The sequence below is a fragment of the Brachybacterium sp. SGAir0954 genome (assembly GCF_005490785.1).
GTDB classification, from domain to species: Bacteria; Actinomycetota; Actinomycetes; order Actinomycetales; family Dermabacteraceae; genus Brachybacterium; species Brachybacterium rhamnosum.
Map to the genome: position 1 here is coordinate 2,299,110 of NZ_CP027295.1, position 26,989 is coordinate 2,326,098.

Here is a 26,989-nt window from a genome sequence, read left to right on the forward strand (position 1 = left end):
AGAACCGCCATGACTCCGACCCCTGCCGAGGGCGACCGTCACCGGGACAGCGGGAGCGGTGCGTCCGATCAGGACGCCGCGCTGCTCGCCGAGATCGACGCCGAGCTCGCGGCGGAGCGCGCCGCCCGTCCCCGGGCGGGCTCCCGGACCGTCGGCGCCGTGCTGCTCGTGGGCGGCCTCGCGGGCTGGATCGCCGCGCTCGCGCTGTTCATGGACAAGATCTTCCTGCTCGAGAACCCCGGCGCGAGCCTCGGCTGCGACATCAACCCGTTCATCTCCTGCGGCACGGTCATGATGACCTGGCAGGCGAGCGCGCTCGGCATCCCCAACATGGCGATCGGCCTGGGCGGCTTCGCGATCATGGGGGCGATCGGTGCGCTCATGCTCTCCGGGGCGGCGCTGCCGAGGTGGTTCCGGTGGGCGCGCCTCGGCGGGATGACCTTCGCCTTCGCCTTCGTGCACTTCCTCGCCGTCTCCGCGATCTTCGTGATCCGAGCGCTGTGCCCCTGGTGCATGGTCGTGTGGACGGTGACGGCGCCGATGTTCTTCGCGACCTTCGCGCACACCGTCGAGTCCGGGGACCTGCGCGTCCCGGCACCGCTCGCCGCCGTGCTGCGGCGCTGGGTGCTGCTGACGATCGCCTGGTACGTCCTCGTGGTGCTCGTGATCGCCGTGGCCTTCTGGAACCAGTGGCTCGCGACCTTCGGCATCGCCTGATCGTTCCTCCCCACCGCCCCGTCGTCCCCACCGGACGGCGGGGCGTCGTGCGTCCCCCTGCCGGTCCCTACGGTTCGGGGCATGGGAGCACGCAGCAGGAGTCGGGACATCGCCCCACGACCGGGACGGCACCGGGTGGGCGGCCGGGGAGGGCAGACGGCCGGCGGCCGTGGAGGGCACAGGGACGGCGGCCGGGGAGGTCGCCGGGGCCGGACGGGCCCGGAGCCGCTCGTCGAGGAGATCCACCACGAGCCGCTGCGACCCCCGCGCCGCGGCCTCCCCGCGCCCTCGGCCGCCTCGCTGCTCGGGATCGGTGTGCTCGTGCTGCTCGCCGTCGGCGTCGTCCACCTCTCCACCTCCGGGTCCGCAGTCCCGCTCACCGAGGGCGAGGGCACCGTCGCGATCGCCGCGAGCGGCACGGCCTCCAGCGGGGAGGACGACGCCGGTGCCTCGGCCTCCGGTGGAGCATCCCCGGCGGGCCCGGCGTCCTCCGCGCCGGTCGCGACGGAGGAGGCGGCGCCGGCGTCGGGCGGGGGAGAGCCGGCGGACGGCGCTCCCGTGGTCGTGCACGTCTCCGGGCAGGTGGCCAGCCCGGGCGTCGTCGAGCTGCCCGCCGGATCCCGCGTCGCCGATGCCCTCGAGGCCGCCGGCGGCGCCACCGACGATGCCGATCTCGCGGCCGTGAACCTCGCACGCCCCCTCACCGACGGCGAGCAGATCCACGTGCCCGCGCCCGGGGAGGAGATCCCCGCTGGAGGAGGTGCAGAGGCCGCAGGCGGCGGCGCGGGAGGCACCGGCGGTGCGAGCGGTGGCGACGCCGGTGCGGGCGGGGGAGAGGGAGGCACGGTCGACCTCAACACCGCGAGCGTCGAGGAGCTCGACGCGCTGCCCGGGGTGGGGCCCGCGATCGCGCAGCGCATCGTCGAGCACCGCGAGGCCAATGGCCCCTTCACCTCCGTCGACCAGCTCGAGGAGGTCTCCGGGATCGGCCCGGCGACCCTCGAGGAGATCCGGCCGCGGGCGACCGTCTGATGCGCCGCGGTGACCTGCGCCTGCTGCCCGCGGCGACCGCCGCCTGGGCCCTCGCGGTGCTCGGCATGAGTGCGGGCACCGCCGCGGCGATCGGCGGCGGCGCCCTGCTCACCGCCCTGGTCCTCGCCGCCGTGCTCTGGTGGCGCGGCCGGAGCCTCGCGCACCGCCTCCTCGCCCACCTGGGGCTCGGGGTGCTCGCCGCCGCGCTCCTGCTCCCCGCCCTTCACCGCGCCGAGACCGCGACGGAGCTGCTCGAGGACGCCGCGGCGCGAGGTCTCGTGGTCGAGCTGGAGGTGCGCCTCGGCGCGGATCCGGAGGCCCCGAGCACCGGTCCCGTCTGGGCCCGTGAGGGCGTCGGGGCGATGGCACGCACGGTGAGGGGTCCCGTGCGCCTCCGCACGGAGCAGGAGCTCCTCCCGGCCTCCGTCCCGCTCCTGGTGCGGGCGCAGGGCACGGAGCCGGCCGAGCAGCTGCGCGGCGCGAGGGACGGGAGCGTGATCGCCGTGCGCGGCACCGTCCGGGCGGACGGCGGACTGGTCGTGCTCCGCGCCCGCGAGGTCCGCGTCGTGCCGGCCGGCGGCGTGCGCGGCGCCTTCGAGGACGCCCGCCACGCCCTGCGGGAGCAGAACCGCCGTGCGACGGCCCATCTCCCGCCGGACGAGGCCGCGCTCGTGCGCGGGATGACCACCGGCGACACCCGCGGTCTCTCCGAGACGAGCGAGGAGATCATGCGTCGCGCCGGCATCTCGCACCTCGTCGCCGTCTCCGGGGCGAACATCGCCCTCGTGATCGCGGCCGTGCTCGGCCCGCTGCTGCTGCTCGGCGTGCGCCGCCGGCGCCGGATCGCGCTCGCGGCCCTCGCGATGGCCTCCTACGTGTGGCTCGTGGGGGACGAGCCCAGCGTGCAGCGCGCCGCGACGATGGCCGCCCCGCTGCTCGCGGCCCGCTTCGCCGGGGTGCGCGCCTCCCCGGTCGCCGCGCTCGCGATGACCGTGGCCCTGTGGTCCGTGCTGGACCCCGTGACCGCCGCCTCCATCGGCTTCCTGCTCTCGGCCCTCGCCACGGCCGCGATCCTGCTCGCCTCACCGCCGCTGGCCGCGGCGATCTCGGGAATGAGCGGCGGCCGCGTGGGCCGCACGGCGGCGCTCGTCCTCGCTGTGCCCCTCGTCGCCCAGCTCGCCTGCACCCCCGTGCTGATCCTGCTCGCCCCCGAGATCTCGATCTGGGCGGTCCCCGTCAACATGGTGGTCGGGCCGCTCGTCGGGCCCAGCACCGTGATCGGCCTGCTCGCGCTCCTGGTCGGCATGCTCTGGCCGCCGGCCGGCAGCGCGCTGAGCACGCTCGCCGCAGGCGGCGCGCATCTCGTGCTGCTCGTGGCGCGCACCGCGGATGCCCTGCCCGGATCGAGGATCGCGGTCCCCGAGGGCGCGCCCGGGGTGCTCGGCGCGATCGCCGTGATCATCGGCCTCGCCGTCGCGGTCGCGATGCGGCGGCATCCGCTCACGCGCTGGGTCGTCGCCGCGGTGCTCGTGGTCGTCCTCGCTCCGGGGGCGGCGCGCTGGCTGCCGGGGCAGCGCGCCCCCTCCTGGGTGGTCGCCGCCTGCGCCGTCGGCCAGGGCGATGCGCTGCTGCTGCGGGGCACGGGCGCCGACCCGGTGACCGTGCTCGTGGACACCGGGCCGGACTCGAGCGCGCTCAAGGAGTGCCTGGACCGGCTCCAGGTGGATCGACTGGACCTGCTCGTCCTCACCCACCCCCATGCCGATCACGTGGGCGGTCTCGCCGCGCTCACCGGGGACCGGGCGCCCGCGCAGCAGTGGATCTGCCCGCTGCCCTCCGCGCGCTCCGCGATCGTCCCCGGCGTGCCGGTGACCGGGGCGATCACCGGAACGGCATGGGAGCAGGAGGGCCTGGCGCTGAGCGTCCTGTGGCCGCCGAGCGCGGAGGCCGCGGAGGACGCCGCCGCGCGGGAGGACGGCGGGGAGGAGGGAGCGGAGAACGACTGCTCGCTCGCCGTCGACGCCCGCCTCGGCACCGACGCGGCCGACGGCGGCGGCACGCGGCTCGTGGCGCTCGGGGACCTCGAGCCCGCCGCCCAGGCCGAGCTCGCGGCGCTCTCGCCCGGGCGGGCCGACATCGTCAAGGTCGCCCATCACGGCTCGCGATACCAGGACGAGGAGCTGTACGCGCAGCTCGACCCGGAGCTCGCGCTGGTCACGGTGGGGAAGGAGAACACCTTCGGCCACCCCACGACCCGGACCCTCGACATGCTCGCGGGCGGAGGCGCCGACGTCGCCCGCACCGACCTCCACGGGACCGTGGTGCTTCCCGCAGAGGACCCCCTCGCGCCGCGGAGCGTCGGTCCCGGCCGCTAGGATCGATCCGGTCCCCGTCGATGAGAAGGAGCACTGTGAGCGACGTCGAGTGGCACAGCGTCACGCCCGCCCCGATCGTGCTGATCCAGGGCACCGAGACGCTGATCGCCGACCGCGCCGTCCAGCGGCTGCGAGGCCTCGCGCGCGAGCAGGACCCGGGCGTGGCGATCCACGACCTCTCGGGGGAGGCGCTCACCGCCGGCGCCCTCACCCAGGTCGCGAGCCCCTCGCTCTTCGGCGAGCCGCGGTTCGTGGTCGTCCCCGAGCTGCAGGCCGCGCCCGAGGCACTGATCCTCGAGCTCCTCGACTACCTGCCCCGCCCCGAGGAGGACGTCTCCCTCGTGCTCGTCCACCGCGGCGGCAACCGCGGCAAGAAGCTCCTGGACGCGCTCAAGAAGGCCGGCGTCCCGCGCGTGGACGCGAGCCCCGTCAAGCGCCCCGCGGACAAGCAGGCCTTCATCGCCGCGGAGTTCGCGCGCGCCGACCGTCGCGCGCAGCCCGAGGCGATCACCGCCCTCGTCGACGCCTTCGGCACCGATCTCGCCGAGCTCGCCGCGATCAGCCGCCAGCTCATCGAGGACACCACCCCCGAGCCGGGGGAGCAGCCCGCACCGATCACCGCGCAGGACGTCCACGCCCTCACGGCGGGACGCGTCGAGTCCACCGCCTTCGCCGTCGCGGACGCCGCCATCGCCGGCCGCGAGCAGGAGGCCCTCCAGCTCCTCGCCCAGGCGCAGCTCGCCGGGGCGGACCCGGTGCCGATCGTCGCGGCGGTCGCGATGAAGATGCGCCAGCTCGCGAAGATCACCTCACCCGGGGCGAGCGCGCGGACCCTCGGCATGCCGGACTGGATGATCCGGAACCTCTCCCGGGAGGCCCGCGCCTGGAACGACCGCTCCCTGGCCCGCGCGATCGAGGCCGTCGCGCGCGCCGATCACGAGGTCAAGGGCGCCGGCCGGGATCCCCGCTGGTCCGTCCAGCGCATGGTGATGGAGATCTGCCGGGCCCGCCGGTCCCGCTGAACGACGCGCCGCCGGGCAGTCGTCACCTCCCGGATCCTTGACCTCTCGGATTGCCGGGCGAAGGGCCCCGGACAGCACGGAGCCCCGTGCACCGAGGTGCACGAGGCTCCGTGGCTGCTGGACCCGGGGGCCCGCCGATCAGATGATCAGGAGATCAGCGATCAGGCGGAGACGCCGGCGACGAGCTTCGCGAGACCGGACTTGCGGTTCGCGGCCTGGTTCTTGTGGATGACGCCCTTGGAGACGGCCTTGTCGAGCTTGCGGGAGGCGAGCTTCAGCGCCTCGCCCGCCGCCTCGGCGTCACCGGAGGTCACCGCGGTGCGGACCTTGCGGGTGTAGGTCTTGAGCTCGGACTTGACCGCACGGTTGCGCAGGCGCGCCTTCTCGTTGGTGCCGATCCGCTTGATCTGGGACTTGATGTTTGCCACGAAGACTCTTCTCTTGTGCTGCTGCTGTGATGGGTCGTCCGCAGCGGCTGAGGATCGGATCCGACGGGGACGGGCGGTGGGGATTCGCCGGGAGACGTCGGACCCGGGTCGCTGCCACGGGTACTCGCTCAGGTCGCACCGACCGGCGGACCCTGACACGGCGGGTCGCCGAGATGCGCACACCTCGCGGTATGTCACACATACAAGGAGAGACATTAGCAGAGGGCGAACGCCCCGGTCACGATGCACGCGGCGTGTCCTGCATCCCATCCGCGCCCGCCCGCTCCCGCGGAACAGCAGGTCCGGAGGGCGTCGGCGGCCCGGGGTCAGCCCCAGCCGTGGGCCGAGCGCACCGCGGCGGCGACCCGCTCGAAGGCCTCGGCGGGCAGGCGGCCGTCGGCCCGCCGCACCGCTGCGGGGGCGATCCGCAGCAGGCGATCCGCCCGCACCTCGGAGGCGCGGCCCTGGGAGTCCCAGTCGCCGGTGCCCACGTCCACCCATAGGTTGCCGTGCTCGTCCCGGGACGTGTCGCCGGAGCCCACGCGGTCCTTCGAGGTGAGCATGAGCGCCACGAGGGTGGGGCCCGAGCCGTCCGCGCCGCCGTCGGCCGCGTCCTCGAGGGCGATGACGAGCACCGGCCGGTCCTTGCCCTGCTCGAGGGACTCCTCGTAGTGCACCCAGGCCCAGACGACCTCGCCGGGGTCGGGCACGTCGTCGGGGTGCGGGGCGTAGGTCATCGTCACCGGCGAGGAGGTGCTGCGGTCCGCGAGCACGTCGGCGTTCCCACCGGCACCGCTGCCGGCGCGACCGTCGGCGGACTCTCCGCCCTCGCGCCGGGTGGTGGTCGAGGACCGCCCGGTGCTCCCGGTATCCCCGCCCGAGCCGCCGCCGCGGCGGGAGTCCTGGAGGGCGTCGATCGCCGAGCGGCCGAGGTCACGGGCCGCGCGCCTCGCGGCCGGGGAGCGGAGGACGGAGCGCAGCACGGAGGACAGTCGGGAGCCGAAGGGCATGGGGGACCTTCCTGGGGACGGGCACGGACGCCGGGTCTCGAGCGGGTCACGCCCGAGGGCGGGGCACGGTCCCCGACGGGAGACGGTGTTGAATGGTAGCCATGTCCGACCGCTCCCTCTTCGACGGCACCGGGCCCGGGACCGACGGCGACGAGATGTTCGCCGCGGACGGCGGGCTCCGTCCCACCTACGCACCGCTCCACGACGCGCTCGTGCAGCTGGGTGAGGAGGAGTTCCGATCGCGCTCGGAATCCCTCGCCCGCTCCTACCTGGACCAGGGCGTCACCTTCGACTACGCGGGGGAGGAGCGTCCCTTCCCGATCGACGCGATCCCGCGGCTGATCGCCGCGGAGGAGTGGGCCGAGGTCAGCGAGGGCATCGCCCAGCGCGTCCGCGCGCTCGAGGCCTTCCTCGAGGACCTCTACACCGACTCCCGCGCGGTCGCGGACGGCGTGATCCCGCGGGAGCTCGTGGACTCCTCCACCTACATCGTCGACGCGATGCGCGGCTACGTCCCGCCCAACGGGGTGCGCCTGCACATCGCCGGCATCGACCTCGTGCGGGACGGATCGGGCGGCTTCCGGGTGCTCGAGGACAACGTCCGCACCCCCTCCGGCGTGAGCTACGTGCTCTCCAACCGCCGCGCGATGGTGCAGACCTTCCCGGAGCTCTTCGCCCACAGGCCCGTGCGCAGCGTCGGCGAGTACCCCGGTCGGCTGCTCGCGGCCCTGCGCGCCGCCTCGCCGGACGTCGGCGGCGACGAGCCGACGGTCGTCGTGCTCACCCCCGGCCGCTACAACAGCGCCTACTTCGAGCACTCGCTGCTCGCCCGCACCATGGGCGTCGAGCTCGTCGAGGCGTCGGACCTCGTCGAGCGGAACAACCGCGTCTACATGCGCACCACCGCGGGCCTGCGCCGCGTGGACGTCATCTACAAGCGCACCGACGACGACTTCATCGACCCCGAGGTGTTCCGCCCCGACTCGATGCTCGGCGTGCCCGGGCTCGTGCGGGCCGTCCTCGCCGGCAACGTGGTCGTCGCCAACGGCATCGGCAACGGCATCGCCGACGACAAGCTCACCTACACCTACGTGCCGGACCTCGTGCGCTACTACCTCCACGAGGAGCCGATCCTGCGCAACGTGGACACCTGGCGGCTCGAGGAGCCGGAGGCCCGCGAGGAGGTGCTGGACCGCCTCGCCGAGCTCGTCGTCAAGCCCGTGGACGGCTCCGGCGGCAAGGGCATCGTCATCGGCCCGGCCGCGTCGCGGGACGAGCTCGACGAGCTCCGGCGTCGCCTGCAGGCCGATCCCCGCGGCTGGATCGCCCAGCCCGTCGTCCAGCTCTCCACGATCCCGACCCTCGTCGAGGACGGCCTGCGGCCCCGGCACGTGGACCTCCGCCCCTTCGCCCTGAACAGCGGCGAGGACGTGTGGGTGCTGCCCGGCGGCCTCACCCGCGTGGCCCTGCCGGAGGGGGAGATGATCGTGAACTCCTCCCGCGGCGGCGGCTCCAAGGACACCTGGGTGCTCGCCGGGACCAGGCCCTCCCGGGTCGAGGTCCCGACCTCCGCCGGCACGGTGCGGGTGGTCGAGGAGGACGCGGCCGACGCCCCGCTCGAGACCGGCGTGGACGAGTCCTTCGTCGCGGACGCCGCCGAGCGCGAGCCCGACCGGGCCCTCGAGCCGATGCCGATCACCGCCGCCATCCCGATGCTCGACGCCGACGACCTCGCCGAGGAGCACGAGGACCGGACCGATGACGGGCGCACGACCGAGGAGGCGCACGATGCTCAGTAGGATCGCCGACGCCATGTTCTGGATCGGCCGCTACGTGGAGCGGGCGGACCAGACGGCCCGCGTGCTCGACGTGAGGCTGCAGTCGATCACCGAGGACGTCAGCGGGGACGTGGCCCCCGCCTGCGCCGCGGTGCACGAGATCTTCGGCAGCCCCGCGCCCGAGGGTGCCGAGCAGTCCGTGCAGAAGGTCCTCGACCGCCTCGTCACCGACCGGTCGAACCCGTCCTCGATCGCGGGCTCCCTGCAGACCGCCCGCGAGAACGCCCGCGGCGCCCGCGAGGTGCTCTCGACCGAGGTCTGGGAGTCGCTGAACACGACCACGCTCGGCATGCCCCGCGGCGTGCGCCCGGCGCGGATGCACAGCGTCTTCCAGTACGCGAAGGACCGCTGCGCGGTCGTGAACGGGCTCGTCGACGGCTCGATGACCCGCGACGAGGCGTGGCTGTTCTGGAGGCTCGGCCAGCTCGTGGAGCGGGTGGACATGGGCGCGCGCATACTCCAGGCCCATGACCTCGAGGACTCCTCGGACCAGGCGACGGTGCTGCTGCTGCGCACCTGCAGCGCCCACGAGGCCTACATCCGCTCCTACCGGGGTCGCGTGGACGCCTCCGCCGCGATCTCCTTCCTGCTCCTGGACTCGATCTTCCCGCGGTCCGCCGCGCACTGCCTGCTCGAGATCGACGAGGCGCTCGAGGTGCTCGCGCGGATGCACGGCGCGGGACCGGACCGCCTGGGCACCGCGGATCCCGGCCGGCGGATCGTCGGCCGGGCCGTGGCGAGCCTGCGCTACCGCTCGCTCGAGGAGCTCACCTCGGACTTCGATGCGGAGATGGAGCAGCTCCAGCAGGTCACCGGTGCGGTGACCCGCACGCTCGGCTCGACCTACTTCCACCCGGCGCACTGAGAGGACCGTGCCGCCCCATCGGGGACCGTCCTCGCTGGGCTGCGCCCCTCCCTCATCGGAGGCTCGCGGGTGGTGCGCATCATCCTGCCCGGCGGTATCCCGCCGGAGGGCGGCCTCGCACGCGGCCTGTGACCTGCCCCGGGCTCCGTGCGCCGTGGCGGGCCCTGCGCGGCGCCGCGTGAGAGCATGGGGCGACACGCCGTCCGGGCGGCGCCTCCGCGCGCCCCGGGCCCGTCCCCACCACAGAGAGGACCACCGCCGGTGACCCCCAGGATCGCTGCCGACGAGGCACGGGACATCCAGCCCGCGTCCACCCCCCAGGAGCGCATCCGCAACTTCTGCATCATCGCGCACATCGACCACGGGAAGTCCACCCTGGCCGATCGCATGCTGCAGATCACCGGGGTGGTCGACGACCGCTCCATGCGCGCCCAGTACCTCGACCGCATGGACATCGAGCGCGAGCGCGGCATCACCGTGAAGAGCCAGGCCGTGCGCATGCCCTGGCAGGTCGACGGCACGAACTACGCGCTGAACATGATCGACACCCCCGGGCACGTCGACTTCACCTACGAGGTCTCCCGCTCGCTCGCCGCCTGCGAGGGCGCGATCCTGCTGGTCGACGCCGCGCAGGGCATCGAGGCTCAGACCCTCGCGAACCTGTACCTCGCGATGGAGAACGACCTCACCATCATCCCCGTGCTCAACAAGATCGACCTGCCGGGCGCGGATCCCGAGAAGTACGCGGCGGAGATCGGCCAGCTCGTCGGCGTGGACCCCGAGGACGTCCTGCGCGTCTCCGGCAAGACCGGCCAGGGCGTGCCCGAGCTGCTCGACCACCTCGTGCGCACGCTCCCGCAGCCCCTGGGCGACCCCGACGCCCCCTGCCGGGCGATGATCTTCGACTCCGTCTACGACACCTACCGCGGCGTGGTCACCTACATCCGCGTGGTCGACGGCTACCTCCGCTCGCGCGACCGCATCGACATGATGTCCACGGGCGCGCACCACGAGCTCCTCGAGATCGGGGTGAGCTCCCCGGAGCCGCATGCGACGAACGGCGTGGGACCCGGCGAGGTCGGCTACCTCATCACCGGCGTGAAGGACGTGCGCCAGTCCAAGGTGGGCGACACGATCACCACCTCGGTGCGCGGCGCGACGGAGCCGCTCGCCGGCTACTCCGACCCCAAGCCGATGGTGTTCGCGGGCCTCTTCCCGATCGACGGCTCGGACTACCCGAACCTGCGCGACGCGCTGGACAAGCTCAAGCTCAACGACGCCGCGCTGAACTACGAGCCGGAGACGTCGACGGCGCTCGGCTTCGGATTCCGCGTGGGCTTCCTGGGCCTGCTGCACCTCGAGATCATCCGCGAGCGCCTCGAGCGCGAGTTCGACCTCGACCTCATCTCGACGGCGCCGAGCGTCGTCTACCAGGTGCGGATGGAGGACGGCACGCAGGTCGAGGTCATGAACCCCTCGGACTTCCCGACCGGCAAGGTCGCGGAGATCCACGAGCCGATCACGAAGGCGACGATCCTGGTCCCGGCCGAGTTCATCGGCGCGGTCATGGAGCTGTGCCAGTCCAAGCGCGGCACCCTCGGCGGCATGGACTACCTCAGCGAGGACCGTGTCGAGCTGCGTTACACGCTCCCGCTCGCGGAGATCGTCTTCGACTTCTTCGACCAGCTGAAGTCCCGCACCAAGGGCTACGCCTCCCTCGACTACGACGTCTCCGGCTCGCAGACGGCGGACCTCGTCAAGGTCGACATGCTGCTGCAGGGTGAGCCCGTCGACGCGTTCAGCGCGATCGTGCACCGCGACAAGGCGTACCACTACGGCGTCGAGATGGCGGGGAAGCTCAAGAACCTCATCCCGCGCCAGCAGTTCGAGGTGCCGATCCAGGCCGCGATCGGCGCCCGGATCATCGCCCGCGAGAACATCCGCGCGATGCGCAAGGACGTGCTCTCCAAGTGCTACGGCGGCGACATCTCCCGCAAGCGCAAGCTGCTCGAGAAGCAGAAGGAGGGCAAGAAGCGCATGAAGAACATCGGCTCCGTCGAGGTGCCCCAGGAGGCCTTCATCGCCGCGCTCTCCTCCGACGCCGCCGAGCCCAAGGATGGGAAGAAGAAGTGAGCGCCCTCGCGGCGGGCTCGCGCGGCGCGGTCGAGGCGGTGTGCGTCGTCGGCGCCCTGCGCCCCGATGCCGGCAGCGTCGGCACCACGGCGATCGACAAGCGCCCGGTGGACGGCCCCGTCGCGATCGGCGAGCTGGGACTGTACGCGGACGTCCAGGCGGACCGCGCCCACCACGGCGGGCCGGACCAGGCCGTCTACGCGATCGACGCCGCGGAGGCCGAGCACTGGTCCGCGCAGCTGGGGCGCCCGATTCCTGCGGGTGGCCTCGGCGAGAACCTGCGCGTGGGCGGCCTCGCTGTCGACGACCTCGAGATCGGGGCGCGCGTGCGGGCGGGCTCGGCGCTGCTCGAGGTGACCGCGCCGCGCACCCCGTGCTTGACCTTCCAGCGGTGGATGGGCACGGACGACTTCCGCGCCCGCTACCACGAGCGCGGCCGCACGGGCGTCTACTTCCGGGTGCTCGAGCGCGGCGAGGTGCGCGCCGGGGACGAGCTCCTCGTGGAGTCCGTGCCCGGGCACGGCGCGACGGTCGCCGCGGTCTACGCGGGCGCCCGCGACCGCGATCTCACCCGCAGCCTCGTCCGCTGGGCCGACGGCGCCGGCTTCGCCCTGCACCGCGAGCTCGAGGCCCGCGCGCAGCGTCATCTGAAGGACGAGCGGTGAGCGCCGCGGGCAGCAGCCGGGACCTCTCCGTCTACATCCACGTGCCGTTCTGCGCGGTGCGCTGCGGCTATTGCGACTTCAACACGTACACCGCGACGGAGCTCGGCGGCGGCGGCTCGCAGCGCGAGTACCCCGACAACGCGCGGCGCGAGATGGACCTCGTCCTCGCCGACGACCGCGCCGCCGGATACGAGTACGAGCAGGTCTCCACCGTGTTCTTCGGCGGCGGCACTCCCACGCTGCTGCCCGCCCCGGACCTCGTCTCGATGCTCGACCACCTCCGGGGCCGGATCCCCCTCGCCCCGGGCGCGGAGGTCACGACCGAGGCGAACCCCGACTCCGTCACCCCGGAGTCGCTGCGGGTCCTCGCCGACGGCGGCATCACCCGCGTCTCCTTCGGCATGCAGTCCGCCGTGCGCTCCGTGCTCGCGACCCTGGACCGCACCCACGACCCCGAGCGCGTGCCGCAGGTCGTGCAGTGGGCGAAGGACGCCGGGCTCGCCGTGAGCCTCGACCTCATCTACGGCACCCCGGGGGAGACCCTCGCGGACGTCGAGACCTCCGTGCGGGCGGCCCTGGCCTGCGAGGTCGACCATCTCTCCGCGTACTCCCTCATCATCGAGGGCAACACGGCCATGGCGCGGCAGCTGCGCAAGGGCGAGATCGCGGAGCCCGACGGCGACGACATGGCGGACAAGTACGAGCTCGTCGACGACCTCGCGAGCGCGGCTGGCCTGTCCTGGTACGAGGTCTCGAACTGGGCGCGCACTCCCGCGCACCGCTCCCGGCACAACCTCGCCTACTGGCGCGGCGGCGACTGGTGGGGGATCGGCCCCGGGGCGCACCGCCATCGCGACGGGCTGCGCTCGTGGAACGTCAAGCACCCCAGCCGCTACGCCGCCCGTCTCGCGGAGGGGGAGCTGCCCGTGCAGGAGTCGGAGACGCTCGATGCGGCCACCCGGGCCACCGAGCGGATCCTGCTCGAGCTGCGGATCGCCGACGGCCTGCCCGTCGAGGCGGTGCCGGAGCAGACCCGCGACCAGATCGCCGTGCACACTGCGCGCGGTCACCTGGACCCGGCGGCCCTCGAGGCGGGCCGGCTGGTGCTGACGCGGAACGGGCGGCTGCTCGCCGACGCCGTCGTCCGCGACCTCGTGCCCTGAGCGGAGGCCCGCGCCCCACGTGACGGAGCCCCCGTCGGTCCGAGGACCGGCGGGGGCTCCGTGCCGGGTGGGTGGTGCGGCCCGCGGCCGCGGGGCTCACTTCACCAGGCGGATGTTCAGCGGGTAGTTCCACCAGATGCCCTGGTTGGCCTTGACCGCGCCGATGATGGCGAAGATGACGTGCAGCAGCGCCGGGACCCACACGAGCGGGAAGAGGATCGAGCCGATGCCGAGGGTGACCACCGCGAGGATCGTGATCACGATGGAGAGCACGACCTCCGCGATCACGGTGGCGATCGCGGCGTTGAGCGACTCCGCGGCGTTGTAGCGCACGTAGCGGTCACGGTCCTTGTAGACCAGGAAGATGATCAGCGGACCGACCCAGCCCAGGAAGCCCGCGCCGATGACGTAGCCGAGCACGGCGGAGAGCTGCGCGAACATCGACCACATGCGGGAGTCGGAGGGGCTCACGGGCTGCCCCGAGAGCGGCCCGTCGTAGGCGCCCGAGAAGCCGGGGGGAAGCGGCGCGGCCGACGGGTGCGCGTCGCCGGTGTAGCCCTGGGGGCCGCCCTGGGGCGCACCGTACGGGGCCTGACCCGCGCCGGGCTGACCGGCGCCGTAGGGCTGGTGCTGGGCGCCCGGCTGCTGGCCCGACGGAGCGGGGCCGGCGGAGGCCGCGCCATCCGCGGCGGGAGCCTGGTGGGGCGAGGGCGCGCCGTACGGCGAGCCGGTGCCGGCGGAGGACGGCGCCCCGTAGGGCGACTGCGGCGCCGCGTACGGGGAGGACGCGGCGGCGCCCTCCGGGGCGGCAGCGGGCTGGGAGCCCGGGGCCTGGCCGGTGCCGGGCGCCGGCTCCGACGCGGCCTTCTCGGCTCCCGAGCTCTGCGGGGCGCTCTGGTAAGGATCGGTCGCGGGACGACCGCCGAAGGGATCGTGCGGGTACTCGTTCTGGCTCATGGCCCCTCCTCGGGAACGGCGCCGGCGGGACCGGCGATCTCGTGGACAGGGTCCAGCCTACGGAGCGCGGGCGCACGCGTCACCGTGGCGAGCCGCCGTGGCGCCCGGGGGACATCCCCCAGGCGCGGGGGACCGCCGGGGGTCAGGCGTCGACGGTCACGAAGTCGATGAGCTCCTCGATGCGGCCCGAGAGCGTCGGCTCGACGTCCGCGTACGAGCGGACGGTGGCGAGGATGCGCTGCCAGCCGCGGGCGATGTCCGCCTGGTCCTCGTGGGGCCAGCCGAGCGCGGCGAGCGTGCCGACCTTGATGTCGGTGCCGCGCGGCACGTGCGGCCAGGCGGGGATGCCCACGCGGGCCGGCTTCACGGCCTGCCACACGTCGATGTACGGATGCCCGAGCACGAGGACGTTGCCGCGGGCCCCGGGCTGCGCGAGCGCCTCCTGCGCGATCCGGGTCTCCTTGGAGCCCGTCACGAGGTGGTCGACGAGCACGCCGATGCGGCGGGTCGGGGAGGGGCCGAACTCGCGGATGCGCTCCACGAGGTTGTCCGCGCCGTCGAGCAGCTCGACGACGACGCCCTCGATGCGCAGGTCGTGGCCCCAGACCTTCTGGACGAGCTCGGCGTCGTGCTTGCCCTCGACCCAGATGCGGGACGCCCGGGCGGTGCGGGCGCGGGCGCCCTCGACGTAGACGGAGCCGCTCGCGGAGCGCTTGGGACCCGCGGGGGCCTGCATCGCGACGGCCCGGGTGAGGACGACGGGCTTGCCGTCGATCATGTAGCCGGGGCCCAGCGGGAAGGAGCGGACCCTGCCGCGGCCGTCCTCGAGCTCGACGACCGTCTCCCCGGCGATCTTCTCGACCCGCAGGATCGCGCCGGTGAAGCCGGTCGAGGCCTCCTCGACGACGAGGCCGCGCTGGGCCGGCACCTCCCGGGAGGCGGGACGGCTGCGGTGGTGGGACGGCGGGCCGGAGGCGAGCACGTCTCGGCTGTAGCGGTCGGGGAATCGCGAGGTCGGGGCAGGCACGCCCGGCACCGTACACCGGCATCGGCGCCGTTCCGGGGCACCACGCTGGGGCAGCCGGAACGGCGGCCAGGACGGCGGCCGTCTCAGGCTGGATGCGCTCCGGACCCGGCCCACAGCCGCACCGCCGCATAGCTGCGCCACGGCCGCCAGCTCTCCACCACCGCGGGGTCCTCACCCGCACCGGCGGCGACCATCGCCCGCTTCAGGACGGCGTCGGAGGCGGGGAAGGCGTCCGGATCGCTGCCCGCGCGGATCGCCGCGCAGGCGAGGGTCCAGGGTCCGATACCGGGCACCGCGGCGAGCTCCTCCGAGGTCGGCGCCCGGTCCGGGAGATCCGCGAACAGCGCGGCTGTCCCGAGCACCGTGCGGGTGCGGGACCGCGTGAGCCCGAGCTCGTCGCGCAGCCGATCGGGATCGACCCGGGCGAGCGCTCCGGGGCGAGGGAACCGGCGCAGCGGGCCGACGGGCGTCGCCGCCGTCCCCTCGCCGTGCGCCGCGAGCAGCCGGGAGCCGAACAGGCGGCCGGCCGCGAGGGAGACCTGCTGACCGAGGACGATGAGGACCACCGCCTCGAACGGATCCGGGTACCGGGTGATGCGCAGCCCGGGCCGCGCCGCGACCTGCGCGGCGAGCACGGGGGAGCGGGAGAGGTGAGCGTCGATCGGCGCGAGGTCCGCGTCGAGGTCGAACCAGCGGCGCACCTGGGCCTGCAGGTCCTCGAGCACGGCCGGGTCCTCGGCGGGGGTGCGCAAGGTGATGCCGTCCGGCCGCGGGGTGAGCGTGACGGGCACGGGGCCGGCTGGGCCGGTGAGGAGGCGGGTCAGGGCGCCGGCCTCCGGATCGAGATGGTCCAGGCCCGTGATCGTGTGCGCCGCGAGGGAGCCCCGCGCCGCGACGGCGTCGAGGGGCCCGCGGCAGGGGACGAGGATCTCGGTGCTCAGAACAGCCGCGCCCCGTCCTCCGCGGAGGGCTCCTCGAGGGCGAGCAGGGCCCGCTTGCGCTCGAGACCACCCGCGTAGCCGGTGAGGGAGCCGTCGGCCCCCACGACGCGGTGGCAGGGGACGATGATGCTGATCGGGTTGTGGCCGACGGCCTGGCCGACGCGCTGGGCGAGGCCCGGCCCGCCCAGCTCGCGGGCGATCTCGCCGTAGGTGATGGTCGTCCCGTAGGGGATCTCGCGCAGCCGGGCCCAGACCCGTTCGGAGAACTCGCCGCCGGCGGTGCGCACGGGCACGTCGAAGTCCGTGCGCTCCCCGTCGAGGTACTCGCCGATCTGGATCGCGACCGCGGAGAGCACGGGATCCTCGCCCGCGGCGACCTCGGGGCCCTCGCTGCCGGGGGCGAAGGGGTAGGTGTGGCCCGGGAAGTAGAGGCCCACGAGCGCGTCACCCTCGGCGAGGGTCGTGAGCGGGCCGAGGGTGCTCGGCAGGACGGCATGGCGTGCGGTCATCGGGACCTCCTGGATCTCCGTCGTCATGCACGGTAGTCGCCTGCCGGCGCCGTCGTGTGAGGCGGGCACGTGAGGCGGTCGCCCGCCGTGGTGCACGCCCGTGGCGAACGCCTCCCGGGGAGGGGTCCCGGGGACGCGTAAGATTGGCACTCGGTGGCCCCGGGTGCCAGCGTCCCGCCGGCGCCCCGCAGCACGGCCGCATCACGGCACCACCGCACACGGACCAGGGAGGTGAGAGGGACGGATCCCCGCAAGCTGCAGATCCTCGGCGCGATCGTCGAGGACTACGTCGCGACCCGCGAGCCCGTCGGCTCGAAGTCCCTGCTCGAACGGCACGAGCTCGGCGTCTCCGCCGCGACCGTGCGCAACGACATGTCCGCCCTCGAGGAGGAGGGGCTCATCACGCAGCCCCACACCTCCGCCGGCCGCGTCCCCACGGACAAGGGCTACCGCGCCTTCGTCGACCACGTCGCGGCGATCAAGCCGCTCTCCACCCCCGAGCGCCGCGCGATCCGTGCGCTGCTCGAGGACTCCGGCGACGTCGAGGAGCTGCTCGCCCGCACGGTGCGGCTGCTCGCCCAGCTCACCCAGCAGGTCGCCATGGTCCAGTACCCGGCCCGCCGGCAGGCCCGCATCCGCCACGTGGAGCTCGTGAAGGTCGCCGAGTCCCTGCTGCTGGTCGTGCTCATCACCGAGTCCGGCCGCGTGGACCAGCGCACGATCCCCGTCACCCCGGGGCGCTCCGCGGAGCACTACGCGGGCATGCGCGATGCGCTGAACCGGGCGGTCGCGGGCCGTGAGGTCACCGATCTCGCCGCCCCGCTCGGGGAGCTGCTCGAGACCGTGCCGCCGATCGACCGTCCGGCGGTCGTGGAGGTCTCCGAGGCGCTGGTCGCGCTCGCGGCGAGCCGCGCCGAGGGCCGGATCATGATGGCCGGCACCGCCAACCTGGCGCGCTCCGCCGAGGACTTCTCCCGGGACGTCGAGCCGCTGCTCGACGTGCTCGAGGAGCAGCTCGTGCTGCTGCGGCTGTTCACCGAGATGCACGCCTCCCCGGGCGCGGTCGAGGTGCGCATCGGCTCCGAGCTGCGCGACCAGGCGCTGAACCAGGCCGCGGTCGTGGGCGCCGGCTACGGGGCGGGATCGCACGTCGCGATCCTGGGCCCCTCCCGCATGGACTACGTCACCGGGATCTCAACCGTGCAGGCGATCGCCCGCTACGTCTCCCGCTTCCTCGCATGACCCTCCTCCTGAACGCACCCCTCCCGACCACGCAAGGACCCACCAGGTGAACGACGACTACTACGAGCTCCTCGGCGTCTCGAAGGACGCCACCACCGAGGAGATCAAGAAGGCGTACCGGAAGCTCGCCCGCTCCCTCCACCCGGACGTCAACCCGGACCCGGAGGCCGCCGAGAAGTTCAAGAAGGTCTCCCAGGCCTACGAGACGCTCTCCCACGAGGACAAGCGCCGCCAGTACGACATGGGCGGCGGCCCGGGCATGGGCGGCGCCGGGTTCGGCGGCTTCGGCGGCGCGGGCGGCTTCGACATGGGCGACATCTTCGACATGTTCGCCGGGGCCGCGGGCATGGGCGGCCGCGGTCGCGGCCAGGGCCCGATCCCGCGCCGCCGCCGGGGCGGTGACGTGCTGCGCCGCGCCACGATCGACCTCCGCGACGTGGTCTTCGGCTCCGAGCAGAAGGTCTCCTACCGCACCGCCGTGCTCTGCGAGCGCTGCGACGGCTCCTGCAGCGAGCCGGGCACGAGCCCCACCCGCTGCACCGCCTGCAACGGCTCCGGCCACGTGCAGCGCGTCGCCCAGTCGCTCCTCGGCCAGATGGTGACCATGGCGCCCTGCCCCACCTGCGAGGGCCACGGCGACGTCATCGAGTCGCCCTGCACGGCCTGCTCCGGCCACGGCCGGATCTCCCAGCAGCGCGAGGTCACCGTCCGCATCCCCTCGGGCGTCGAGACCGGCACCCGGATCCAGCTGCGCGGCGAGGGCGAGGTGGGCGAGGCCGGGGGCCCCGCCGGCGACCTCTTCGTCGAGCTCTCGGTCAACGACCACGAGACCTTCGCACGCTCGGGCGACGACCTCGTCACGACCCTCGCGGTCCCGATGACCTCCGCGGCGCTCGGCGCGACGATCCCGCTCGAGACCTTCGACGGCGTCCAGCAGGTGGAGATCCGCGCCGGCTCCCAGCCCGGCGAGGAGTTCGTGCTCAAGGGCCTCGGCGTCACGCCGCTGCGTCGCGAGCGCCGTGGTGACATCCGCGTCGTGCTCGACGTCGATGTGCCCTCCTCGCTCACGGACGAGCAGCGTGACCTGCTCGAGCAGTTCGCGGCGCTGCGCGGCGACGAGGCGGACCGCCCCAGCCCGCGTGCGCACGGCCCGTTCGCGAAGCTCCGCGAGCGCCTGCGCGACCTCTGAGCCGCGCAGCGCGCTGACCCCCGATCCCGGCACCTGGAGCGGACATGCCCACCACGCCCCCCGGATTCCTGATCCTCGACGACGCCCTCGAGGGCGCCGCGGAGGGTGATGCGCTCACCCTCGACGGCGAGGAGGGTCGCCACGCCGCGAAGGTCGCCCGGATCGGCGTGGGGGAGCAGGTGCTCCTCACCGACGGCCCGGGCCGCCAGGTCCTCGCCGAGGTCACCGCCGCGGCCAAGGAGCAGCTCAGGCTGCGCCTGCTCGGCGATCCGAGCGCCCCGGCCCCGCGGCTCCCGCGGCTCGCCCTCGTGCAGGCGCTCGCGACGGGCGGGCGCGACGAGCAGGCGGTCGAGTCCGCGACCGAGCTCGGCGCGGATCGCATCGTGCCGTGGATCGCGGAGCGCTCCGTCTCCGTGTGGCGCGGGGAGAAGCTGCGCAAGGGCCGTGCCCGCTGGCAGGGCACCGTCCGCGCGGCGGTCAAGCAGTGCCGGCGACCGGGCATCCCCGAGGTCGACGAGCCCGTCGCCACCGCCGCCCTCGCCGAGCAGGTCGCCGCGACGACCGCCTCGGGCGGGATCGTGCTCGTCCTGCACGAGCAGGAGTCGGTGGGGCTCATGTCGCTCGTCGCCGAGCTCCGCCATGCCGGGGGAGCTGTGCCCGAGATCGTCGTGGTGGTGGGCCCCGAGGGCGGCATCGCCCCCGCTGAGCTCGACCGGCTCCGCTCTGCGGGCGCCCGCTCCGTGCTGCTGGGACCCGAGGTGCTGCGCTCGTCGACCGCCGGACCCGCCGCGCTCGCGGTGCTGAGCACGCTCGTGGGTCGCTGGGGCTGATCCCGCACTCGGCGGGAATCGGGAGAGCGACGGCCGGAGGGGCCATCGCGTGGTTGCTCGCCGCACTCCCGTCCGCTCCTGCTGGTGCTCGGCGTCGTCGTCTTCACCCGCCTCTCCCAGCACATGGCACGCGCCCCGGCCACGGAGCGCCCAGGACCCCGCCGGCTCGTGGCCGACGGGGTCCTGAGTGATGAGGGAGTCGCGGTCAGACGGCGGCGGCCTGCAGGGCCTTCGCGGTCGCGGCCTCGAGGCCGGCGGTGAGCGCGGCGGCCTTCTCCTCGCGGGCGGTGATCTCGCCCTCCACGGAGAGGTCCTCGCCGAAGCCGAGGCCGATCTCGGCGACGACGTCCGCACCCACGCGGCGCATGAGGGCGCCCAGGTGGCCGAGCACCTCGGCGGCGTCCATCCAGCCGTAGCCGACGATCACGGTGGGCAGCTCGGCCCACTCGGTGTACAGCCAGTCCACGGCGTTCTTGAGCGCGCCGGTGTAGGAGCCGTTGTACTGCGGGGTCACGATCACGATCGCGTCGAGGGCGCCGATCCGCTCGGCCCAGGCCTGACCGTGGGCGGTCGTGGGGCGGGCACCGGACTTCGGGGCGTGGGGTTCGTCGAAGGCGGGGAGCACCTCGGCGGCGAGATCGATGAGGTCGATCTCGACGTCGGTCGGGACGGACTCGCGCACCCACTGGGTGACGGAGTCGGAGACGCGGTTCGGGCGGGCGCTGGAGACGAGGATTCCGAGCTTTGTCATGGTGACCAGAACTCCGCGGCGGCCTCATCTGTTCCCGGATCCGGCGCGAGCTGCGTCACGCGTAGACTCGAGGCATGAGCTCCACGACCCCCGGTGCCGCCCCGCACGCCGACCCGGACTGCGTCTTCTGCCGGATCGTCGCCGGCGAGATCCCCGCGGACCGCGTCCACGAGGACGACGCCGTGATCGCCTTCCGCGACCTGAGCCCCCAGGCGCCCCTGCACGTGCTCGTCGTGCCGCGCGCGCATTCCCGCGACGTCCGCGAGCTCGCCGCGGAACCCGCCCTGCTCGCCCATGTCGCCGAGGTCGCCGGCCGCGTCGCCGCCGAGCACACCGACGACGGCGACTTCCGCCTGATCTTCAACACCGGCGAGAACGCCGGCCAGACCGTCTTCCACGTGCACGCGCACGTCCTCGCGGGCGGGACGCTCGCAGAAGGAGCGATGTGACCAGCTCGACCGATGGACTCACCCCGCCTCCCGGCACCACCCCCGAGGTGCAGGAGCGGCGGCTCGCGATCCCCGACCACCTCAGCCCCTTCCAGGTGCTGGGCGAGAACGACCAGGCCCTCGCCGCCCTCGAGGACGCCGTCCCCGGGACCGACGTCCACGTGCGCGGCCACCAGGTGACCCTGCGCGGCACCGGCGACGCCCTGCGCCGCAGCGAGCACATCATGCGCAGCCTCATCGAGCTCGCCGCGACCGGCCAGGCCGTCACCGCCGAGGCCGTCCAGCGCGCCGCCGCGCTCTACGGCGACGAGCGGGCCCAGGGCGAGCAGCTCGAGCGGGTCCTCTCCCGCACGATCCTCTCCTCGCGCGGCAAGAGCATCCGACCCAAGACCCTCGGCCAGCGCGAGTACATCGAGGCGATCGACACCTCGACGATCACCTTCGGCATCGGTCCCGCGGGCACGGGCAAGACCTACCTCGCCGTGGCGATGGCGGTCCAGCAGCTGCTCTCGCAGCGCGTGCAGCGGATCATCCTCACCCGCCCCGCGGTCGAGGCGGGGGAGCGGCTGGGCTTCCTGCCCGGTGGGCTCAACGAGAAGATCGACCCGTACCTGCGGCCGCTGTACGACGCCCTGCACGACATGCTCGATCCCGAGTCGATCCCGCGGCTCATGGGCGCCGGCACGATCGAGGTCGCCCCGCTCGCGTACATGCGTGGTCGCACCCTGAACGATGCCTTCATCATCCTCGACGAGGCGCAGAACACGACGCCCGAGCAGATGAAGATGTTCCTCACTCGCCTCGGCTTCAACTCGACCATGGTCGTCACCGGCGACGTCACCCAGGTGGACCTGCCGAGCGGCCACAAGTCCGGTCTGCGGGTGGTCGAGCAGGTGCTCCAGGGCGTCGAGGACATCTCCTTCTGCCACCTCTCGCCGCGGGACGTGGTGCGCCACCGTCTCGTGAGCGACATCGTCGAGGCCTACGGGCGCTGGGAGATCGGCCCGGGCGGGAACCGCGACTCCCGCCACCGCGGCGGGAAGGGCGGTCAGCGATGAGCATCGAGGTGCGCAACGAGACCACCGCCGTCGTCGAGGAGACCGAGTTCGTCGAGCTCGCCCGCTTCGTCTTCGAGTCGATGCACCTGCACCCGGCGACCGAGCTGTCGATCATCCTCATCGACGAGCAGGCCATGGAGCGCCTCCACGTGCAGTGGCTGGATCTTCCCGGCCCCACGGACGTCATGAGCTTCCCGATGGACGAGCTCACCCCCGGCTCCGCCGAGCATCCCGCGCCCGAGGGTCTGCTCGGCGACGTCGTGCTGTGCCCCTCGGTCGCCGCGAAGCAGGCGGCGGAGGCCGGCCACAGCACCGTCGAGGAGCTGCTGCTGCTCACCGTGCACTCGATCCTCCACCTGCTGGGCTACGACCACATGGAGGCGGAGGAGCGCAAGGTCATGTTCGACCTGCAGCGCACCCTGCTGCTCACCTTCCTCGCCTCGCGGCCCGGATCCTGAGGACCCCGCCCACCCCATGACCGCGGACCTCCTCACCCCGCTCGCCCTCGCCGCCCTGGCGGTCCTCGGCGCCGTCGTCGCCGCGGTGCTCGCCGCCGCGGACTCCGCGCACCGCTCCGTCACCCGGCAGGACGTCACCGGCGTCCTCGAGGAGCAGCCCGACGAGGCCGCGGCGCAGGTGCGGCGGCAGTACGAGGACGCCGGGCGCACCCTCGCCTCGGTGGGCATCGGCACCGTGCTCGGCGAGACGCTCGCGACGGGCGCGGCGACCGCGGCGCTCGTACTCGTGCTCGAGGGCTGGGTGCTCCCGCTGATCATCGGGGTGCTCGGCAGCGCGCTCGTGCTGTTCTGCGCCGCGTCCGTCGCGGGCCGCACCGTGGGCCGTCGCCGCTCCGCCCGGGTCATCGTCTCGACCCGTCACGCGACCGCCGCCGCCCGCGTGCTGCTCTGGCCGGTCGCCGGGGCGCTGCTGCGGATCGGGGCGACCGTGACCCCGGGCGTCGCCGAGGACCCGTACGAGGCCGCCGCCGCGGCCCGCCGCGGTGTGGACCGCGCGCTCGAGAACGAGCACCTCCGCTCCGACGAGCGCTCGATGATCCACGGCGTCTTCGAGCTCGGCGGGACCATGGTGCGTGAGCTCATGGTGCCGCGCACGGACATGGTCACCGTCCCGGCGGACGGCACGGCGGAGGCCGCCATGCGGCTGTTCGTGCGCTCCGGCTTCTCCCGCGTCCCCGTCGTGGGGGACGACGTCGACGACCTGCGCGGCATGCTCTACGTCAAGGACGTCATGCGCACGATCCACGCGCCGCGCGACCCCCGGCCCGGCCGGCCCGTCTCCGAGATCATGCGACCGGCCCGCTTCGTGCCCGAGTTCGTCCCCGCGGACGAGGTCCTGCGGCAGATGCAGGCGAGCCGCGTGCACATCTCGATCGTCGTCGACGAGTACGGCGGAGTCTCCGGGATCGTCACGATCGAGGATATCGTCGAGGAGATCGTGGGCGAGATCGCCGACGAGCACGACCGCGTCGAGCCCGAGATCGAGGAGGTCGAGCCCGGCACGTTCCGGGTCCCGGCCCGCGCCGGCGTCGGCGAGGTCGGCGAGATCTTCGGCCTCGACATCGACGACGAGGACGTCGACAGCGTCGGCGGCCTGCTCGGCAAGGTCCTCGGCCAGGTCCCGATCGTCGGCTCCTCGGGCGAGGCCCACGGCCTGCGGCTCGAGGCGGAGGCCACCTCCGGGCGCCGCAAGCGCCTCTCCACCCTTCTCGTCTCGCGGGCCCCGCGCCCCGGCGACGACCACCACCCGTCCCCTCCGGAGGATCCCGATGACCGCTGAGACCCCCGCCTCCGATCCCGCCGAGCACCGCGCGGGCTTCGTCGCCCTCGTCGGCCGGCCGAACGTCGGCAAATCGACGCTCACGAACGCGCTCGTGGGCGAGAAGGTCGCGATCACCTCCTCGAAGCCGCAGACCACGCGCCGCGCGATCCGCGGCATCGTCACGCGCGAGGATGCGCAGATCATCCTCGTGGACACCCCCGGGGTGCACCGTCCCCGCACGCTCCTCGGCGAGCGGCTGAACGACCTCGTCCGCGAGACGCTCGGCGAGGTGGACGTCGTGGGCTTCTGCCTCCCCGCCGACCAGAGGATCGGTCCCGGCGACCGCTTCATCGCGGAGGACCTCGCCGAGATGCGCTCGGGCCGGCGCGGGCCGAAGGTCGTCGCCGTCGTCACGAAGACGGACCTCGTGACCCGCGACCAGCTCGCCGAGCACCTGCTCGCCGTGGACTCCCTGCTCGACGTCGACGAGATCGTCCCGATCAGCGCCGTCACCGGCGAGCAGGTGGACCTGCTGCTGCAGGTGATCGCCGGGCTGCTCCCGGAGGGACCGCAGCTCTACCCCGACGACCAGCTCACCGAGGAGTCCCGCGACGACCGCATCTCCGAGCTGATCCGCGAGGCGGCGCTCGAGGGCGTGCGCGACGAGCTCCCGCACTCGATCGCCGTCGTCGTCGAGGAGGTCGTGGAGACCGACCCCGACGACCCCTTCGCCGAGGTCGCCCCGGGGGAGGGGCGGCTCGTGGTGCGGGCGAGCCTCTTCGTCGAGCGCGACAGCCAGAAGGGCATCATCATCGGGCGCGGCGGATCGCGGCTCAAGGAGGTCGGCTCGACGGCCCGCGGGGAGATCAACCGCCTGCTGGGCCGCAAGGTGCACCTCGACCTGCGGGTCAAGGTCGCCAAGGAGTGGCAGCGCGACCCCAAGCAGCTCGGCCGGCTCGGCTTCTGATCCGCGGTGCGATCCACGCCGCGCCGGCGGTCCGCCCGGGCTCGCGCCGTCTCGCATCGCGACCGCGGGCGGGGCACCGCGGCGGCGGTGCTACGGTGACCGCGTGCGTGGATCGATGCTCCTGCTTCTCCGCCGCGACGGGGCCTGACGGCCGGAACCCCGCCGTGGCTGATGTCGTGCCCCGGCGTTCGGCTCCCCGTCTCGTGAAGGATCATCGATGACCACCCCCAGCTCCACCACCGCCCCCGTCGTCGCCGACGTGCCCGCGACCCTGGACCCCTCGGTCCCCGTCGTCGGCCCCCGCGGCGACGCCCCCCAGCAGCCCTCCGGCATGCCCGTGCACCGCTACCGGCCGTTCCACGAGCAGATCGCCGTGGACCTCCCGGACCGCACCTGGCCCTCCCGCCGCATCACGCGCGCGCCCCGCTGGTGCGCCGTGGACCTGCGCGACGGCAACCAGGCCCTCATCGATCCCATGAACGCCCAGCGCAAGCTGCGGATGTTCGAGCTGCTCGTGCAGATGGGCTACAAGGAGATCGAGGTCGGCTTCCCCTCCGCGAGCCAGACCGACTTCGACTTCGTGCGCACCCTCATCGAGGAGGACCGCATCCCGGAGGACGTCTCCATCCAGGTGCTCACCCAGTCCCGCGAGCACCTCATCGAGCGCACCTACCAGGCGCTCGCGGGGGCGCGCCGCGCCGTGGTGCACCTGTACAACTCGACCTCGATCGTGCAGCGGGACGTCGTCTTCCGTGCCGACGAGGACGGCATCCTCGACATCGCGGTGCAGGGCGCCCTGCTGTGCAAGAAGTACGAGGAGACGATCCCGGACACCGAGATCACCTACGAGTACTCCCCGGAGTCCTACACGGGCACCGAGCTCGAGTACGCCGTGCGCGTGTGCAACGCGGTCATCGAGGTCGTGAAGCCCACGCCCGAGGACAAGATGATCATCAACCTCCCGGCGACCGTCGAGATGGCGACCCCGAACGTCTACGCCGACTCGATCGAGTGGATGCACCGCCACCTGGACCGCCGGGACTCGATCGTGCTGTCCCTGCACCCGCACAACGACCGCGGCACCGGCGTCGCGGCGGCGGAGCTCGGCTATCTCGCGGGCGCGGACCGCATCGAGGGCTGCCTGTTCGGCAACGGTGAGCGCACCGGCAACGTGGACCTCGTGACCCTGGGCCTGAACCTGTTCAGCCAGGGCATCGACCCGCAGATCGACTTCTCGCACCTCGACGAGGTGCGACGCACCGTCGAGCACTGCAACCAGATGCCCGTGCCCGAGCGCAGCCCCTACGGCGGCGACCTCGTGTTCACGGCGTTCTCCGGCTCCCACCAGGACGCGATCAAGAAGGGCCTGGACCGCATGGAGGCGGACGCCGACGCGGCGGGCCGCACCCTCGAGGAGTCCGAGTGGCGGGTCCCGTACCTGCCCGTGGACCCCAAGGACCTGGGCCGCTCCTACGAGGCCGTGATCCGCGTGAACTCGCAGTCCGGCAAGGGCGGCATGGCCTATCTGCTGCGCACCGAGCACGGGCTGGACCTGCCGCGCCGCCTGCAGATCGAGTTCTCCGGGATCGTGCAGCAGCGCACCGACTCCGAGGGCGGCGAGGTCTCCTCCGAGGCGCTCTGGGACGCGTTCACCGACGAGTACCTGCCGGCCACGGATCCGGACCGTCGCTGGGGCCGCTTCGGCTTCCGCGGCGTGCAGCAGGAGTCCACGGGGGACGGCGAGGACCGCCTCACCGTGACCCTGCTCGTGGACGGCGAGGAGCACGAGATCACCGGGATCGGCAACGGCCCGCTCGACGCCTTCACGAAGGCGCTCGCGGAGCGTCACATCCCGGTGCGGATCCTCGACTACGCCGAGCACGCGCTCACCGAGGGCGACGATTCGCTCGCCGCGTCCTACATCGAGTGCGAGATCGGCGACCGGATCTTCTGGGGCGTCGGCATCGACGGCTCGATCACCCGCGCCTCCCTCGAGGCGATCGTCTCCGCGCTGAACCGCGAGCACCGCGCCCGCGTCTGAG

Annotated in this window: 25 protein-coding genes; 18 read left to right on the forward strand and 7 right to left on the reverse strand. The window is 73.5% G+C overall.

The genetic code is table 11. The features are described from left to right. Positions 1-9 precede the first annotated feature (9 nt). The 4 genes from C1N80_RS10290 (at position 10) to holA (ending at position 5,146) form a co-directional block, all read left to right on the forward strand. Entirely contained in the window at positions 10-717 is a 708-nt protein-coding gene (locus C1N80_RS10290) for a vitamin K epoxide reductase family protein (RefSeq protein WP_137770674.1), read from the forward strand. A gap of 81 nt (positions 718-798) precedes the next feature. Next, positions 799-1,749: a ComEA family DNA-binding protein gene (locus tag C1N80_RS10295; RefSeq protein WP_137770675.1), complete on the forward strand. Its 951-nt coding sequence runs from the start codon at positions 799-801 to the stop codon at positions 1,747-1,749. Beyond that, positions 1,749-4,124 (forward strand): ComEC/Rec2 family competence protein, encoded by a 2,376-nt coding sequence (locus C1N80_RS10300; RefSeq protein ID WP_137770676.1) that lies wholly within the window; start codon positions 1,749-1,751, stop codon positions 4,122-4,124. The genes C1N80_RS10295 and C1N80_RS10300 overlap by 1 nt, the downstream gene beginning before the upstream one ends. A 35-nt stretch (positions 4,125-4,159) precedes the next feature. Beyond that, entirely contained in the window at positions 4,160-5,146 is a 987-nt protein-coding gene (holA, locus tag C1N80_RS10305; RefSeq protein WP_137770677.1) for a DNA polymerase III subunit delta, read from the forward strand. Positions 5,147-5,307: 161 nt separating this feature from the next. Here the strand turns inward: holA and rpsT are convergent, their stop codons facing one another. Together rpsT and C1N80_RS10315 are read right to left on the reverse strand one after the other, a co-directional pair. Continuing rightward, positions 5,308-5,574, reverse strand: coding sequence for a 30S ribosomal protein S20 (gene rpsT / locus C1N80_RS10310; protein ID WP_137770678.1), 267 nt, complete (start codon positions 5,572-5,574; stop codon positions 5,308-5,310). Positions 5,575-5,900: 326 nt separating this feature from the next. Then, positions 5,901-6,584 carry a type II toxin-antitoxin system PemK/MazF family toxin gene (locus tag C1N80_RS10315; RefSeq protein WP_137770679.1) on the reverse strand — a complete coding sequence of 228 codons (684 nt, stop codon included), beginning with the start codon at positions 6,582-6,584 and terminating at the stop codon, positions 5,901-5,903. A gap of 101 nt (positions 6,585-6,685) precedes the next feature. Here C1N80_RS10315 and C1N80_RS10320 point away from each other — a divergent pair, with 101 nt between their 5' ends. The 5 genes from C1N80_RS10320 to hemW all read left to right on the forward strand — a co-directional run bounded on the left by C1N80_RS10320 (position 6,686) and on the right by hemW (position 13,248). Further along, positions 6,686-8,383 carry a circularly permuted type 2 ATP-grasp protein gene (locus tag C1N80_RS10320; RefSeq protein WP_168198082.1) on the forward strand — a complete coding sequence of 566 codons (1,698 nt, stop codon included), beginning with the start codon at positions 6,686-6,688 and terminating at the stop codon, positions 8,381-8,383. Continuing rightward, positions 8,373-9,287 (forward strand): alpha-E domain-containing protein, encoded by a 915-nt coding sequence (locus tag C1N80_RS10325; RefSeq protein WP_137770681.1) that lies wholly within the window; start codon positions 8,373-8,375, stop codon positions 9,285-9,287. The genes C1N80_RS10320 and C1N80_RS10325 overlap by 11 nt, the downstream gene beginning before the upstream one ends. A gap of 261 nt (positions 9,288-9,548) precedes the next feature. Beyond that, on the forward strand, positions 9,549-11,420 hold the full coding sequence (gene lepA / locus C1N80_RS10330) for a translation elongation factor 4 (protein WP_137770682.1): 1,872 nt from the start codon (positions 9,549-9,551) through the stop codon (positions 11,418-11,420). Then, positions 11,417-12,085 (forward strand): MOSC domain-containing protein, encoded by a 669-nt coding sequence (locus tag C1N80_RS10335; RefSeq protein WP_137770683.1) that lies wholly within the window; start codon positions 11,417-11,419, stop codon positions 12,083-12,085. The genes lepA and C1N80_RS10335 overlap by 4 nt, the downstream gene beginning before the upstream one ends. Further along, on the forward strand, positions 12,082-13,248 hold the full coding sequence (hemW, locus tag C1N80_RS10340) for a radical SAM family heme chaperone HemW (RefSeq protein WP_137770684.1): 1,167 nt from the start codon (positions 12,082-12,084) through the stop codon (positions 13,246-13,248). Before C1N80_RS10335 ends, hemW begins: the two co-directional genes overlap by 4 nt. Positions 13,249-13,344: 96 nt before the next feature. Here hemW and C1N80_RS10345 read toward each other — a convergent pair whose 3' ends face one another. The 4 genes from C1N80_RS10345 to C1N80_RS10360 form a co-directional block, all read right to left on the reverse strand. Next, positions 13,345-14,205, reverse strand: a complete 861-nt coding sequence (locus C1N80_RS10345) for a DUF4870 domain-containing protein (RefSeq protein ID WP_137770685.1) — start codon at positions 14,203-14,205, stop codon at positions 13,345-13,347. Between the two features lie 142 nt (positions 14,206-14,347). Next, complete coding sequence (locus tag C1N80_RS10350) at positions 14,348-15,241, reverse strand: DUF3097 domain-containing protein (RefSeq protein ID WP_168198083.1); 894 nt, start codon at positions 15,239-15,241, stop codon at positions 14,348-14,350. A 74-nt stretch (positions 15,242-15,315) separates the two neighbouring features. Then, a complete protein-coding gene (locus C1N80_RS10355) occupies positions 15,316-16,173 on the reverse strand; it encodes a DNA-3-methyladenine glycosylase 2 family protein (protein ID WP_205750724.1) in 858 nt (285 codons plus the stop codon). Beyond that, positions 16,170-16,682: a methylated-DNA--[protein]-cysteine S-methyltransferase gene (locus C1N80_RS10360; protein WP_137770688.1), complete on the reverse strand. Its 513-nt coding sequence runs from the start codon at positions 16,680-16,682 to the stop codon at positions 16,170-16,172. The genes C1N80_RS10355 and C1N80_RS10360 overlap by 4 nt, the downstream gene beginning before the upstream one ends. 231 nt (positions 16,683-16,913) lie before the next feature. Here C1N80_RS10360 and hrcA point away from each other — a divergent pair, with 231 nt between their 5' ends. Genes hrcA through C1N80_RS10375 form a run of 3 tightly spaced genes read left to right on the forward strand, consistent with a single transcriptional unit; the run spans position 16,914 to position 19,943 of the window. Continuing rightward, positions 16,914-17,924 carry a heat-inducible transcriptional repressor HrcA gene (hrcA, locus tag C1N80_RS10365; RefSeq protein WP_137770689.1) on the forward strand — a complete coding sequence of 337 codons (1,011 nt, stop codon included), beginning with the start codon at positions 16,914-16,916 and terminating at the stop codon, positions 17,922-17,924. Positions 17,925-17,970: 46 nt separating this feature from the next. Next, positions 17,971-19,113, forward strand: a complete 1,143-nt coding sequence (gene dnaJ, locus C1N80_RS10370; RefSeq protein ID WP_137770690.1) for a molecular chaperone DnaJ — start codon at positions 17,971-17,973, stop codon at positions 19,111-19,113. A 44-nt stretch (positions 19,114-19,157) separates the two neighbouring features. After that, positions 19,158-19,943 carry a 16S rRNA (uracil(1498)-N(3))-methyltransferase gene (locus C1N80_RS10375; RefSeq protein WP_137770691.1) on the forward strand — a complete coding sequence of 262 codons (786 nt, stop codon included), beginning with the start codon at positions 19,158-19,160 and terminating at the stop codon, positions 19,941-19,943. 205 nt (positions 19,944-20,148) lie between these two features. Here C1N80_RS10375 and C1N80_RS10380 read toward each other — a convergent pair whose 3' ends face one another. Then, on the reverse strand, positions 20,149-20,694 hold the full coding sequence (locus tag C1N80_RS10380) for an NADPH-dependent FMN reductase (protein ID WP_137770692.1): 546 nt from the start codon (positions 20,692-20,694) through the stop codon (positions 20,149-20,151). A gap of 74 nt (positions 20,695-20,768) precedes the next feature. On the opposite strand from C1N80_RS10380, the gene C1N80_RS10385 reads away from it, so the two are divergent. From C1N80_RS10385 to leuA, 6 genes are all read left to right on the forward strand, one after another. Then, on the forward strand, positions 20,769-21,143 hold the full coding sequence (locus tag C1N80_RS10385) for a histidine triad nucleotide-binding protein (RefSeq protein ID WP_137770693.1): 375 nt from the start codon (positions 20,769-20,771) through the stop codon (positions 21,141-21,143). After that, entirely contained in the window at positions 21,140-22,201 is a 1,062-nt protein-coding gene (locus tag C1N80_RS10390; protein ID WP_137770694.1) for a PhoH family protein, read from the forward strand. Before C1N80_RS10385 ends, C1N80_RS10390 begins: the two co-directional genes overlap by 4 nt. Continuing rightward, positions 22,198-22,659, forward strand: a complete 462-nt coding sequence (ybeY, locus tag C1N80_RS10395; RefSeq protein WP_137770695.1) for an rRNA maturation RNase YbeY — start codon at positions 22,198-22,200, stop codon at positions 22,657-22,659. The genes C1N80_RS10390 and ybeY overlap by 4 nt, the downstream gene beginning before the upstream one ends. Positions 22,660-22,675: 16 nt before the next feature. Continuing rightward, positions 22,676-23,998, forward strand: a complete 1,323-nt coding sequence (locus C1N80_RS10400) for a hemolysin family protein (RefSeq protein ID WP_137770696.1) — start codon at positions 22,676-22,678, stop codon at positions 23,996-23,998. Further along, on the forward strand, positions 23,988-24,947 hold the full coding sequence (gene era / locus C1N80_RS10405; protein ID WP_137770697.1) for a GTPase Era: 960 nt from the start codon (positions 23,988-23,990) through the stop codon (positions 24,945-24,947). The genes C1N80_RS10400 and era overlap by 11 nt, the downstream gene beginning before the upstream one ends. A gap of 331 nt (positions 24,948-25,278) precedes the next feature. Beyond that, positions 25,279-26,988: a 2-isopropylmalate synthase gene (leuA, locus tag C1N80_RS10410; protein ID WP_240811303.1), complete on the forward strand. Its 1,710-nt coding sequence runs from the start codon at positions 25,279-25,281 to the stop codon at positions 26,986-26,988. Position 26,989: the final 1 nt, after the last annotated feature.

Excerpts from the sequence above, each read along its gene's own strand:
- C1N80_RS10315 (WP_137770679.1), bottom strand. The coding sequence starts at position 6,584 with ATGCCCTTCGGCTCCCGACTGTCCTCCGTGCTGCGCTCCGTCCTCCGC.
- C1N80_RS10400 (WP_137770696.1), top strand. The coding sequence starts at position 22,676 with ATGACCGCGGACCTCCTCACCCCGCTCGCCCTCGCCGCCCTGGCGGTC.
- C1N80_RS10300 (WP_137770676.1), top strand. The coding sequence starts at position 1,749 with ATGCGCCGCGGTGACCTGCGCCTGCTGCCCGCGGCGACCGCCGCCTGG.
- C1N80_RS10320 (WP_168198082.1), top strand. The coding sequence starts at position 6,686 with ATGTCCGACCGCTCCCTCTTCGACGGCACCGGGCCCGGGACCGACGGC.
- C1N80_RS10385 (WP_137770693.1), top strand. The coding sequence starts at position 20,769 with ATGAGCTCCACGACCCCCGGTGCCGCCCCGCACGCCGACCCGGACTGC.
- era (WP_137770697.1), top strand. The coding sequence starts at position 23,988 with ATGACCGCTGAGACCCCCGCCTCCGATCCCGCCGAGCACCGCGCGGGC.
- leuA (WP_240811303.1), top strand. The coding sequence starts at position 25,279 with ATGCCCGTGCACCGCTACCGGCCGTTCCACGAGCAGATCGCCGTGGAC.
- C1N80_RS10360 (WP_137770688.1), bottom strand. The coding sequence starts at position 16,682 with ATGACCGCACGCCATGCCGTCCTGCCGAGCACCCTCGGCCCGCTCACG.
- C1N80_RS10290 (WP_137770674.1), top strand. The coding sequence starts at position 10 with ATGACTCCGACCCCTGCCGAGGGCGACCGTCACCGGGACAGCGGGAGC.
- C1N80_RS10345 (WP_137770685.1), bottom strand. The coding sequence starts at position 14,205 with ATGAGCCAGAACGAGTACCCGCACGATCCCTTCGGCGGTCGTCCCGCG.
- C1N80_RS10295 (WP_137770675.1), top strand. The coding sequence starts at position 799 with ATGGGAGCACGCAGCAGGAGTCGGGACATCGCCCCACGACCGGGACGG.
- C1N80_RS10375 (WP_137770691.1), top strand. The coding sequence starts at position 19,158 with ATGCCCACCACGCCCCCCGGATTCCTGATCCTCGACGACGCCCTCGAG.
- ybeY (WP_137770695.1), top strand. The coding sequence starts at position 22,198 with ATGAGCATCGAGGTGCGCAACGAGACCACCGCCGTCGTCGAGGAGACC.
- C1N80_RS10325 (WP_137770681.1), top strand. The coding sequence starts at position 8,373 with ATGCTCAGTAGGATCGCCGACGCCATGTTCTGGATCGGCCGCTACGTG.
- C1N80_RS10380 (WP_137770692.1), bottom strand. The coding sequence starts at position 20,694 with ATGACAAAGCTCGGAATCCTCGTCTCCAGCGCCCGCCCGAACCGCGTC.